This is a genomic window from Pseudoalteromonas sp. OF7H-1, from assembly GCF_022347825.1.
GTDB lineage: Bacteria > Pseudomonadota > Gammaproteobacteria > Enterobacterales > Alteromonadaceae > Pseudoalteromonas > Pseudoalteromonas maricaloris.
The window spans coordinates 1-12323 of the sequence record NZ_JAKRFX010000017.1; the positions used below are offsets into that span (position 1 = coordinate 1).

Annotated in this window: 8 protein-coding genes; 7 read left to right on the forward strand and 1 reads right to left on the reverse strand. The window is 38.3% G+C overall.

Annotated features, from left to right (window positions below):
- The first annotated feature begins 1769 nt into the window (after positions 1-1769).
- A complete protein-coding gene (locus MHN30_RS18320) occupies positions 1770-2636 on the forward strand; it encodes a DNA replication terminus site-binding protein (protein ID WP_222244662.1) in 867 nt (288 codons plus the stop codon).
- Positions 2637-3437: 801 nt separating this feature from the next.
- Here MHN30_RS18320 and MHN30_RS18325 read toward each other — a convergent pair.
- Positions 3438-4652 (reverse strand): hypothetical protein, encoded by a 1215-nt coding sequence (locus MHN30_RS18325; RefSeq protein WP_017216875.1) that lies wholly within the window; start codon positions 4650-4652, stop codon positions 3438-3440.
- Between the two features lie 702 nt (positions 4653-5354).
- Here MHN30_RS18325 and MHN30_RS18330 point away from each other — a divergent pair.
- The 6 genes from MHN30_RS18330 (at position 5355) to MHN30_RS18350 (ending at position 12276) form a co-directional block, all read left to right on the forward strand.
- Complete coding sequence (locus tag MHN30_RS18330; RefSeq protein WP_017216876.1) at positions 5355-6587, forward strand: AAA family ATPase; 1233 nt, start codon at positions 5355-5357, stop codon at positions 6585-6587.
- A 13-nt stretch (positions 6588-6600) separates the two neighbouring features.
- On the forward strand, positions 6601-7563 hold the full coding sequence (locus tag MHN30_RS18335; protein WP_069019168.1) for a ParB N-terminal domain-containing protein: 963 nt from the start codon (positions 6601-6603) through the stop codon (positions 7561-7563).
- 170 nt (positions 7564-7733) lie between these two features.
- Entirely contained in the window at positions 7734-10826 is a 3093-nt protein-coding gene (locus MHN30_RS18340) for a DEAD/DEAH box helicase (protein WP_239360650.1), read from the forward strand.
- A 314-nt stretch (positions 10827-11140) separates the two neighbouring features.
- Complete coding sequence (locus MHN30_RS23935) at positions 11141-11362, forward strand: hypothetical protein (protein ID WP_130165577.1); 222 nt, start codon at positions 11141-11143, stop codon at positions 11360-11362.
- Between the two features lie 18 nt (positions 11363-11380).
- Positions 11381-11584: a hypothetical protein gene (locus MHN30_RS18345; protein ID WP_010376203.1), complete on the forward strand. Its 204-nt coding sequence runs from the start codon at positions 11381-11383 to the stop codon at positions 11582-11584.
- 5 nt (positions 11585-11589) lie between these two features.
- Entirely contained in the window at positions 11590-12276 is a 687-nt protein-coding gene (locus MHN30_RS18350) for a response regulator (protein WP_222244656.1), read from the forward strand.
- Positions 12277-12323: the final 47 nt, after the last annotated feature.

Genomic DNA, 12323 nt, shown 5'->3' on the forward strand with positions numbered 1-12323 from the left:
TATTGAGCGGACATTAAATGCCAGACCGAGAAAGTGTTTAGGATATAAACAGCCTGCTGTAGTATTCAATGAATTACGTAAAGCAGCTTAATTTAGCGAGTGGTGCACTTCGGAGTTGAATTCGCGCTCACTAGATAAAAATAAAGCTCTACTGTCAAAAAGGTGATATTGATTACGTAGAACTACTGAGTTTACTCTTGCCCCTCATTATTTTCTTGATATCTAACACAACAGCTTTTATTCTTACAGATAATTACTTTGCCTAATATAATTAGGCATAAGGTTACTCGCTTAATAGCTATTTTCATTTCCAAAACTCTCGCTAGTTTCTGGCCAGTTAATTTCAGAGATATTTTTCCATGAACAGTTAGCTAATCTAGCTTGACTCGTTCGCAAATAAGCTGTTCAGACGCTTGAAAAGATCTCTGTCTACTTTGTTCTTTGACGATCGGACCATGAATTCAGGTGTAAGAACTATATGATATTTAAATAATAAAAGTACAGGTGCTGTGTCTTCTATCTACTCGTGTTTTTCCGTTACTTTAACTTCGCTATAAATTGAGTACGGCATTGATATGGGTATTTATTCCGGCGAAGTTTGAATAATAGTAAGCAATCACTGAAGTAGCTGGTTTAGTTATTAGTGTTGCAATTCCGAACTGAACATGTGTATGTAGCAAAAGAAACTTGTACTATAACCGTCTTCGTGTTTTAGTCAGGTATGGCTACAAAAGTGCGGATGTTATTCGAAGATTCATAGCCAAGAAAAAGAAGTGGTACGCTTGTTCTCTTTGAAAGTGCAAAATTAAACTCAGTGTTCTACTCTATAATTTAGTCAATCCCTTTGAAGGATCCCAAATGATGATTATTGCAAAGTGAGTACACACTTACTAACCATCTATTATCTTCCCTTTCCGGCCTAACTAGAATTTATTAAACCTTCATGCCTACGGAAAAGTGCTCGGTCGAAACAAAATAAGTGAGCACTTACTATTGTTTTTCACGACTAAAATATTGAACAAGAAGAAGGCTCTGCCAGTATCAAAAGTTGACTTTAATTTATAAAAAAGAGTATTATCGCGAGGGGAAAGGAACACATCATACATATTTTTCATGAATATAAAATCAGCGTTGAATTTAAAAATTAATCAAAAAGCTGACAAGTAGCATTGTTATTCTGAGTGGTTACTAGCCACTGCTTTTTAGCCTGATAGTATCGCCCATTAGAAACTCCCTTCAAAATTGATAAAAATCTAATTTTATAGGAGAAATCTAAAAAAATTTGATATAATTTAGTCTATCTTAAAGGAACACATCATACAAAGTGAAGTCAGGCAATTTCAACTCCACAAAACTAATTAGCAATTTCATCAAGACGACATAGAATCACTTTCCTATTTTAAAATTTACTAGCAGATATTTTATTTTTCAAAAAACCTAGACGCTCCGAATAAAAGCTTAATAAGTGAAGATAAATATGAGCTAACAGAATATTTCTGATATAATTTATATACATCAATTGGAACACATCATACTTTTATAAGTAATAGGCATATACCTCATCACTAAAATATTCACGAATCATTGATCAGATATCTAACTTCTCAAACTGATATTCTAATAAGGTATCCAACTTAATTCAGCAAATGCAGGTCTAGTGCAAATGATGTTGTTAGTTTGTTCCATTAGGGACTAATAGTAAAATCGCTTAGCGAGATTTCATTCTTTTTGGTATAATATAAAAGAGATAACAAGAACACATCATACAAATGAATAAATTTAATATACGTTCAACTTTCGATATTCTTAACGAACATATTAATCAGCTATGCCATGAACTGACTGAAGCCGATATAAAAAAGGCAATATTTTATGAACTGCCTGATATCAAAAAACAAGATGAAGAAACCGCTCCAACAAATATAACTGTTAAAAAAATAGAAGGTGAAAAAGCACTCTCTAAATGTTTAGATGCTTATCGCGACCTCTACTTAAACGACCGAGAAAGCGGAAAGTTGTTGCAAAGGTTTCCTGGACTTTTGTTAGTTAATGACCCTAAAGAAGTTATCAAGTCTAGGGTGAATGCAGTGAATCTTGCCAAAGAAAATTTTAAAAATGCTATTTTGGAAATTTCTAACAATGATGCCAGATTCGAAGCTGTTCATAGTGCAGTTCCTAACTTAATGACTTTGGCAGCCTATCGAAAAATACATAGCGAATCCACAGCTCCCTATTCCGTTCGATTTACCTGGATGAAAAAACATGCAACCAGAGTTTTGAGTAAAGAACTTGCTATGGAGATGTTGAATCGCTCTTCACTTTATTCAAATCCGAGGATGATAGATCAGGAAAAGTGGCAACAGCTAGTAGAACAAGAAAAATATAGAGTTTCTAGTCTATCAGAAAATGCAAAGCTCAGAATTAGAAGGCCAACCAGAGTAACACCTGAGGTGAATGTGAGATATACAGCTCAAAATCGCTATCATGTAAGTGCCGCACTTCCATTTATACTCTTTAACCCGCATCCAGACACTAAACTTGGAGAGTTAAGTCATTTTACACAAAAAGATGATCATCCAAGAAAGCGAGAGTACAACTTTCTAGTCGATAGAATTTATTTAGAAAGATTTGAGTAATAATAAGGTAATTCATACGGAATCTAACGATAGTACGTAATTTAACATAATCTTGTTGAATTACCGTAGTCCATGCCAGTGCTAACTGACTTATCCTCATTATTGTATGATGTGTTCTATCTACTTTAAAACTTATACCAATTAACTTAATTAAGTGATCTCTTTTGAGGCGAAGAAAATCTTGTCGATAACACCATTACTGCGTCCAGTTATCGCCAAAGTACTTACATCCATGTAGGCAAGGCGGGAATTTTGCTATTTAGTTGTTCTAAATGAGAAATTTTTAACGCAGTTAGCATCAGATTTGCTCCTTCAAATTGAACAAGTATCAAGACTAATTGGTATTAAAAGACTATGATAAAATCGTTATCTTCACAGATTAAATACTAAATTTCTTCAGGTTAAATTTTGATTTATCATTACGTGTTAAGCTCTGGAATAGCTTATCGACCACGGACTCGTATCTAGAAATCACTAATAAATTAACTACTATCGGATAACAAATTTTTTCTATTCGATTGTTCTAAATAGGAAGATTTGAATTATTGATATGCTTGTTCTCTCCCAAAGATTAAAAATTAATTTGATCCGCTGATGTAGTTTCAAGATTTATTGATGTCAGTATTTTTCACCGCAGAAAATTTTTAAGAAGGCTTTTAGCTCTTTAGACTGCTTCGTTTTGAAGAATTAGATAGTGATAAATTTCGGTTGGAAAGTATTCGCCGTTGGGATAGAAATTAGCTTTGATATCAAAGTTCTTTATTTTGGCTAGAAATACTATTCTAGCCAAAACAAGAAATCTTATTTTTTAACGATTTCTTCTAACGTATCTTCATCAATTACTTCAACATTTTCAACGATACGTTTTCCACCTTGAATTTCGATACGTTTATGGTGTTTATTGAGAGCCAATATCTCGTCACAGAATTGAGCAGATGGGTGCATTTCGTACACATAATCAACGATTTTTCCGGACTTTTCATCCTTAACATTTGAAATATTGTATTCGGATATCGCCCCTTTCTCGATCAAATCTTTCATTGTTGTGGTCATATCACGACGAAGTGCCTTCAATTTATTCTCTGTAATTTCATCATCAGAATAAATTGAGCCGTATTTTTCCATAATTGAAATTAGGCGAAAATGATAAGTTTTACCTGGAGCTGCGTAACGCCATAGATGATACAAACGTAGCATCATCCAACGAGATAAACCACGTTTTAACTCTTGAGCACTGTTGAAGTAATAACCTTTATACTCCAAGTTATCGATCATGTTATGAACAAATGCATTTAAACATGCAACACATTTTATGTTCCCGCCCTGTCCTTTTTTGCCACTAAAGTGTAGCGACGACAGAAAGTTCATGTTTGATTCGTAAAATGAATCATCAATACTTGGGTTTTTAGTATCTGTAGCCGTATATTTGAACGAAAGTTTAGAACCTTGAAGGGCTTCCAAAGATTCCTTAATTTGTGGATAAGGCATTGATTGACCAACAGCTTTTAATTCTTGAGCAAGCTCGTTCATCGAAAAAATAACTGCGTATTGAATACCGGACTTAAAATTTATTTTAACAATCTTGCCTTTAGAAGCTAGACGGATCAGCGCGCGCTCAACCTTTTCTTCTCGGTCAGATGGCCAAACTAAAAACTCTTCGTCATCACCATCTTTTTTAGTACTAACAACAGCAGGCGTAATTTTTATCTCACCTTCGTATAGAATACCATCTACTTTTTCAGATATTTTCCTCGTTACGATCGTTTTTTTAGGCGCTTCTTCTAACGGTAATTTTTTATGTCCCGAACGAACAAAGCGTCCCCATAAATCGTAATGATTAAAGGTGTTAGAATAAGCTCTTAACCCATGGGCAGCATTTTCTAAAGATACTCGAACATCTTTATTATCCGTAAACAACGCCAAACTTTCGTTATCGATTGCACTTTCTACACCATGGATCTGTCCACGAAGTGAATCGGGCAAATTGTCAACAGAGATGTTCACCTTCCGGCTCATTGTTTTACTTCCAAATTTTCATGACGTCTAATAACAACATATTCGACAGAAAAAGTTAATGATTAAAGTTAGTAAAAAAGTGATCCGAAGTAACTTTTTTTGTTAGGATCATTTTTTTACTAACTAGGGGCTATTTTCAGATCAAGCTTTTACTAACAGAGGTGAAATTAACGCTGAAAAACCTTTGTTTAAGGCCTGTTTAGCGGAATTACAACGACAAACCAGACGTCCTTGTGGAAAACTCTACCATTAATTAGTAAAGATCTGATCTATGCTAGGTAGAGATCAGATCTATACATACCTTAAAGCACTTGATCTTATACCATCTGTGCATAACTATTTGATCTTACTTAGTAAAAAATTGATCTCCACTATCACATCTGTGAACAACTCTGTGCATAAGTTGTTTATATATATCTTTTTGAAATAGTAGTTAGTAAAATTTCGATCTCGGAGTTATAAGAGATCTGATCTTAACCTAGTAAAAAGTAGATCTATAAAAATTAAAAAAAATGATGTAAAACAGTTGGATAGGTCATAGTTTCTTTGCCTTAGCCTTTAATACCTATATATTTAACCATATCTAAACTTTCTTATTTATACTTAGATGTAAATCAAAATTACAAATGTCTTTGTTTTTTTGTGTTTACAGCAAAATATATGGACATTATAATAATCGTTATCAAATAAAGGATAATGTGTATGTCTATAAATAACAATGCGCTATCAACGTACCGGCTCTTAAAAGCTACAGCAGAAGTAGCAGAACAATCACTTGCTGGTCGTATTCAACATTATAGAGCTCATCTTAAAACTGAAGAAAAAGAGCTTAGAACTTACACGCAAAAAGCTGCCGCAGATCTACTTGGTGTAAATAATAGAACACTCAAAAGACGTCATGACCAAGGTGACTTTGATACCATCAATATAAAGAAAGGCGCAAACGGTCATTATGCATACACATTAGCAAATATCTTTGCGATGGCAGATGTTCTCGGGGTAAATGCTGATCAACGAAAGTCTAGCGATAAATTACAAGTTATCGTGATTAATAGTTTGAAAGGCGGTTGTGGTAAAACAACAAGTTTGGTGAATATTGCAGCAGCACTAGCTACAACTAATATTAAGCGCTATCGCATCGGGATCATTGATCTTGATCCACAGGGATCATCATCAAGCTTTTTTCCATCTAATGATCATGAACCGATCACAGTTGGCGATCTGATGAGAGATTGCATTGAATTAGATGAAGGTGAAACATGGAAAGATCTTGTCTCTAATTCATTCCAAGAAACCCACATTCCAAATATTCGCGTATTACCTTCTGGTATGGATGACTTTTACTTTGAACACGAAACAGCAACAGAGCTAAAAGAAAGTTCAAGCTACGAAAAGACACGCCATTATCATAAGCTTAAAGAGAAGGTTATAGAGCCTGTACAAGACGAGTTTGATATTATCCTAGTAGATACCGCACCTTCACTTAATTTTATGTTCTATAACGCATTGATGGCGTCTACGGCTATGTTAATACCTGTACACCCAGAAGCCGTAGACTTCGACGCTAATAATAAATACCTGAAGCGTCTTGGTGAGATATATCATACTGTTGCAGCTCTTGGTCATGAAGGCTGGGACTTTATGCAATTTTTAGTCACTAACTATGTTAAAGGCAACCATTCTCAGCGCGATATTGTTAAAGATGTACGTAGTGCTTTTGGCCGTCAAGTAATGAGCTACCCAATCAATCACAGTTCTGCAATTACAGCGAGCTCTTCATCGTTTAACACTATTTTTGACCAAAAGACTTCAGATAGTTTGGCAAGTCGTGAAGCATTGCTAAAAGCGCAAGAAAATATCAAAGACGTGGTTGATGAATTAGAGATGCTGATCCGTTCAAATTGGCCTTCAACACAATCCTCGCTAGCAGAATAAAAAGGTATTAATAATGGCTAGAAAACGTAAAAATGACACACGAATAGATCCTTTTGCTACTGCGGTTGAAGGCAGTAGCCTCGACGATCTTTTAGATCAGGCTAAAGTAGGCGATGTGGTTACTATGCCTGCGCCAAGCGATCCGACAAAAACTATAGTACTGACTTGTGAAGTAGTGCCGTTTAGCGAAATTGAGAGTAAAACCACAGTTTATGGGCAGAATCGCCGCGAGCAATCCTTATTAAGCGAAAAAGCGGTCGCAGATATATTACCTGCCATTAAAAAAGATAAGCGAAATCTCCACCCTGCCCTATGCTGGCAACACAATGGCAAACTTCACGTTTTATCAGGCTCAAGACGCCGTAAAGCCTGTTTGCTGGCCGAAGCAGATTACGTGGTGTTGAGCTCGAAAGACTTTAGTGACGAAGATGCAAAAACATTAGCGGTATCTTCCGATCAATATATTGCCCCGAGCCTTTGGGAATTGGGCAAAGCCTATTTTGATACTAAGCATAACTTGATCGAACAAGGCCAAAAAGGATCGTATCGAGAAATCGCTGCCGTGGAAGGTGTTTCTCACACAGCTATCGCAGACGCATTGAAAGCTTATGAAAGCATTCCGGTCGAAGTATTGCAGTTGTATCCAACGGCGAATCATTTAGGCCGTGAAGCGGCTAAAAAGCTCATCACTGCGAAACAAGAACAACCTGAACAGTTTTCAGAGCAAATTGCTGCACTTAAAGCGCAAGATTTTATGACTGAAGAGATGTCAGATGAGAAACGTGCTGTTCAGATCACCAAATTCTTGACTACTTTCGGAAGTAGCGACTCACGTGTTGAATCCATGCTAGAGAACGACTACATTCGAGTACAAAGAAATCTTAAAAGCGGTGATGTTACCGTGAAAATAGATAATCGAGTATTGACTGATAAGCGTTTGGAACAACTGCAAAAATTACTTAGCAGTTATAATTAAGGTTCGTTCAAAAATTGCCGCGTTGGTTGAATTATCAAGCAACTCGGCGCTTTTTCTAGTCAGTTGACCTCCAACCAGTCCTTTTTTAGCGAATTTCTCGCATTTCTCTCTTTAGCTCAAATCACTAATTTCATATACTGGCTTTTTATTTTAATTTTGACGTGCACTTAATGTCTTCGCAGTTATCTAAAGAGCAACTTTTCGCCTTATTTGAAGAAATCAAACAGGAGCAGGCTAATCAATTTCCCTTGTCTGAACGTTTTCTTCGTCAGTACTTCAATTCAGCTTTACTTGCGAAAGCTAAGGAGTATTTGAAAGACGAACAAGTCTGCTACCTTCAACACAGCGAAAACTTTGCGCAAATCGATGCGCAGGTATTGGGAAATTACGGCAATACCTTCACTCAGCACATCAAAATAAACCAATCACAAGGTACCGTTTCGGTCGAAGCAAACTGCTCTTGTTCAAATAATCCTAAATGTCGGCACATTGCCGCGGTATTGCTCAAACTTAAAATCGAACATTCTGGCGGTTTTGGTGAGGCTTATTTGGTTAATGACTGGTTTAATGAACTCGGGCAGTTGCAGCAGGTCGATAAAGCAGACGCGGAAAACGTTTTACTCTTCGTGTTAGAGCCTCGAGCAAACGAAATCCTTGTAAGCCCTAAGGTATCGCCAAATCGACCCGATGGTGTTTACCCCTTAGGTCGAGTGTTAACTGAGCAGCAGCTTAATAGTCAGGTCGCTCCTGCTGGTTTATTAGAAAATGATTTTCGCTTATTTAGCTGGATCCGCTCGCAAAATACACCGGGTCATTTTGAGCTATTTGGCGCCTGGGGCTTTAATGCACTCACACAACTTGTACATACCCATCGCTGTTTTTATCGCAACCAGCGCCAACCTTTGGAGCTTGGGCACAAGCAAACGCTAGATTTTTACTGGCATCAAGAAGGCAATGAATACCAACTGAAAAGCCGCCTAGCGAATGTTGAACACTGGCGCTTGATTAAAACCGAACCTCCGGTGTATCTAGATACTGAAAACTTGGTCGTCGGCCGAATTGAGTCAGAGCTTACCGCGCAGGAAATCGCCCACCTTCATACCATGCCTACCATTACGGCTGAAAAGCTAGAGCAGGTAATGGCACGTTTCCAAGATATCTTTACGGATGATGTCATTGCGCCTCCTGCAGGGTTTTTGCAGTTAGCGAGTAAGCAATCTAATGTTGCTAAGCTTATAAAACTAGATAGGCCAAATAAAATTCGCTTTGCAATTGAGCCACTTGGAAAAGGCTCGACGAAAAAGCAGTTAGCAAGGCTGGAGCAGGTACTCACAGGTCTCGGCTTTGTCCATGAGGGCGACGAGTTTTTATTACCAACTGAGGATGGCGTTGAAGTCCATTGGTTTAACAGGGAGATCAGGCCGCTTTTACAAGGTAAACGTTGGATTGTTGACGAGCTGCCAAGCAATGGCCTCGTTGTTACACCTAAAGTGCTGTTAAGCCTTAAACGAGATAAGCAACATCATGTGCTCGGAAAGGTGATGTTAGATGACAAGCCCGTTACGCTCAACTGGGATAAGCATCCGGTTCATGAGCTTAACAACCTCGCCCATGAATATCGCTACGTCGAAATCGGCGAGCAGTTCTATGCCATTAGCAAATCCATATTTGATGAATTGCTGGAGCTGAAATCTCGGTTTAGTTATTACCTTTCGAGCTCACAATTTAAATTTCCGTTGTCGTATGCCAAAAAGCTGTTTGAACTGACGCATATTCATGCCGACTCAGACGATCAAAAGCTACTTGAGTATCTCGCTGAGCTAGATAAACCGATAGAAAATCTTGACGTGATCCCAGCCAGTGAAGGACAGAGCTTTACCCTACGAGATTATCAAGTGCAAGGTGTTAACTGGCTTAAGTTTCTTAATCGTCATCAGTTAGGTGGCATTTTGGCCGATGATATGGGCCTTGGAAAAACGCTTCAGGTAATTGCTTACTTTATTTCTCAGCACAATACGCTGGTGACACAACCAAGTTTAATTGTCTGTCCGACGAGTTTAGTGGGGAACTGGCGTGACGAATTTAAACGTTTCGCACCGCATCTACCTCTCACTATTATTCATGGCTCCAATAGAGAGGAAGCACTCACTAACTTATCAGGTGCTCGATTTATTCTAACGACGTATCCGCTACTTAAGCGCGATGTGGCGTATTATAAAGGGCTTGATTTTGATTCTATTGTGTTGGATGAGGCGCAATATATTAAAAACGAAAGCGCACAAATATCTAAATGCGTAAAGAGCCTATCCGCGCGTTTCAAACTTTGTTTAAGTGGCACACCGGTAGAGAACAATTTACTCGAGCTTAAATCGCTGCTCGATTTTGTCATGCCTGATGTGCTGGGTACTAAGCAGCAGTTTAAGCAACACTTCCAGATCCCAATTGAAAAAGAACAAGATCGCCCTAGAGCTCGAGAACTCAGATCGCTGATCGCACCTTTTATTCTTCGTCGTACCAAAGCTGAGGTAGTGAAAGAGCTACCCAATAAGACAGAACTCATCAAAGAATTAGAGTTCTCTGATGAACAACATAAGCTATATCAGGGTGTTCAGCACCAAGTAGAAAGCAAGTTACTCAATCTATTTCAGGAGCAAGGCGTTGAAAGAAGCAAGCTGGCATTCCTCGATGCCTTGTTAAAGTTACGTCAGATCTGCTGTCACCCACAATTGGTTGATAAATCACTGACCGACCAACATGGTGCTAAATTTGAGTGGCTTGCACAACACCTGCCTGTGCTACTCAGTGAGGGCCGTAAGATAATTATCTTCAGCCAGTTCACCAGCGTGTTAGATCTCATTGCTGAGCAGTGCCAACAGCAACAGTTGAAATACACTATGCTGACAGGGCAGACAAGGCAACGGGATAAAGCCATTGAGGCGTTTACTCAAGGCAAGTGCAATGTCTTTTTGATAAGCCTAAAAGCTGGGGGAACTGGTTTGAATTTGACTCAAGCAGATACGGTTATCCATTTCGACCCTTGGTGGAATCCTGCGGTAGAAAATCAAGCAACAGATCGGGCCTATCGTATCGGCCAAGATAAGCCGGTATTCGTGTACAAATTGATTATGGCGAATTCTATCGAAGAGAAAGTGTTTAAGATGCAGCGCGATAAACAAGCCCTTGTTGACGCCCTATTTGCTGAGTCTGGTGTCAATCTTGGTCAGTTTGATGAGTCGCAAATGCTAGCGCTTATAAAAAATTAAAAATAATTTGGAACTAATCAACAAAAGTGAAGGTCTATGATAGTGCTTGTTGTGACATTGTTGAAACAGTAGGCATATGTTGATTTTCCCCCTTTGTTACTGATTGTAATAAGCCAGCTTAATTAAGTTGGCTTTTCTTTTTTCTGGCTCTAGGGCCTGTTTATCTTTCAAGTTTATTTTTGCAGCAGTTTGACTGGTATTTATACAAGGCAGAGCCTGCGTAGCATAGTCATTCTATGTAAGTCTGGCGATAAAGACTTTGTGCTCCTGCAAAGTCACCTTACCCCACATCCTTGTGGGGCAACACAGAGAAAATGCCAATCAAGCGCTGCCCTTTGGGTTCACCTGAGTGCGCTTTGTTCATTGTTGCTCAACTTTTGCCTAGATTACTAGGCGGCAAGTCGAGCGTCGCGATCAAAACACACTCAGAAGAACAAAAATCAAACAGCAAAGGTCAACAGGCCCTAAAACATCTTTCACTCCATTTTTATTCCATAATCTCGCGCTTTAATAGCTACAACGGAGAAACGCCATAGACTAATTAGGATAACGTTATGCTTTGCTACGATGCGACAATTTCACACTTAAACTTTATTGAGACACAATCAGAATCAGACTATGATCTACTTAATGAAGTGGCGAGTTCAGAAGACTTGTCTAGTATACTAACCATGTTACTGTTCGATGACACGCTTTCAGACAAGTTAAAGCGTCAAGTTAGACAACAATTGAAAAAGTTAAAAGCAAAGAGTAAATAAATCCTATGTCTACCCCATCAAGAATTTTGCTCGTCGAAGACGACCAAGATATTGCAGAGCAGGTGCTGTTGTTTTTTAGAGCATCCGGTTTTGAAATGTTTCATATTGCAGACGGTGCAGAAGTTGTACCTTGGGTAAAGTTAAACCAACCTGATGCAATCTTGATGGATATCATGTTGCCGAACCAAGATGGCGTAGAGTGTATGCGTCAAATTCGAACGTTTTCTGAAGTACCTATTGTGATGCTGACTGCCAAAGTGGCAGAAGCAGACCGTTTAAAGGGCTTAGAAGTCGGCGCAGATGATTATGTATGTAAACCTTTTAGCGCCGCTGAATTAGTGATGCGCATGAAAGCGATCTTACGTCGTTGTGTAAATACCAATGCGTATCAAAAGCCTATCGAAGTAAATCGCGAAGAATTAACGGTTAAACTGAATGGCAGTACATTAGGCTTAACCAAAGTTGAGTTTGACGTCTTTGCGCTTTTATATGATGCACCAAACCGTGTCTTTTCAAGACAGCAAATTCTTGATTATATTCAACCGGATAACTTTGATATTTCGGATCGCGTAATCGACAGCCACATTAAAAATATCAGAAAGAAAATCAAAGGATTAGATTTATCTCCGAAAATTGTAGAGTCGGTATATGGCGCCGGGTATCGCTACAATGGTCAACAGATCACTGAATGACTAAGTGATTGAAATTTATATCTAAGGTATTATCAAAGTAGAAGAAC

What these genes read in the sequence shown, in the direction of transcription:
- MHN30_RS18340 (WP_239360650.1), top strand. Translation starts at nt 7,734, where the DNA reads ATGTCTTCGCAGTTATCTAAAGAGCAACTTTTCGCCTTATTTGAAGAA.
- MHN30_RS23935 (WP_130165577.1), top strand. Translation starts at nt 11,141, where the DNA reads ATGCCAATCAAGCGCTGCCCTTTGGGTTCACCTGAGTGCGCTTTGTTC.
- MHN30_RS18350 (WP_222244656.1), top strand. Translation starts at nt 11,590, where the DNA reads ATGTCTACCCCATCAAGAATTTTGCTCGTCGAAGACGACCAAGATATT.
- MHN30_RS18330 (WP_017216876.1), top strand. Translation starts at nt 5,355, where the DNA reads ATGTCTATAAATAACAATGCGCTATCAACGTACCGGCTCTTAAAAGCT.
- MHN30_RS18325 (WP_017216875.1), bottom strand. Translation starts at nt 4,652, where the DNA reads ATGAGCCGGAAGGTGAACATCTCTGTTGACAATTTGCCCGATTCACTT.
- MHN30_RS18345 (WP_010376203.1), top strand. Translation starts at nt 11,381, where the DNA reads ATGCTTTGCTACGATGCGACAATTTCACACTTAAACTTTATTGAGACA.
- MHN30_RS18335 (WP_069019168.1), top strand. Translation starts at nt 6,601, where the DNA reads ATGGCTAGAAAACGTAAAAATGACACACGAATAGATCCTTTTGCTACT.
- MHN30_RS18320 (WP_222244662.1), top strand. Translation starts at nt 1,770, where the DNA reads ATGAATAAATTTAATATACGTTCAACTTTCGATATTCTTAACGAACAT.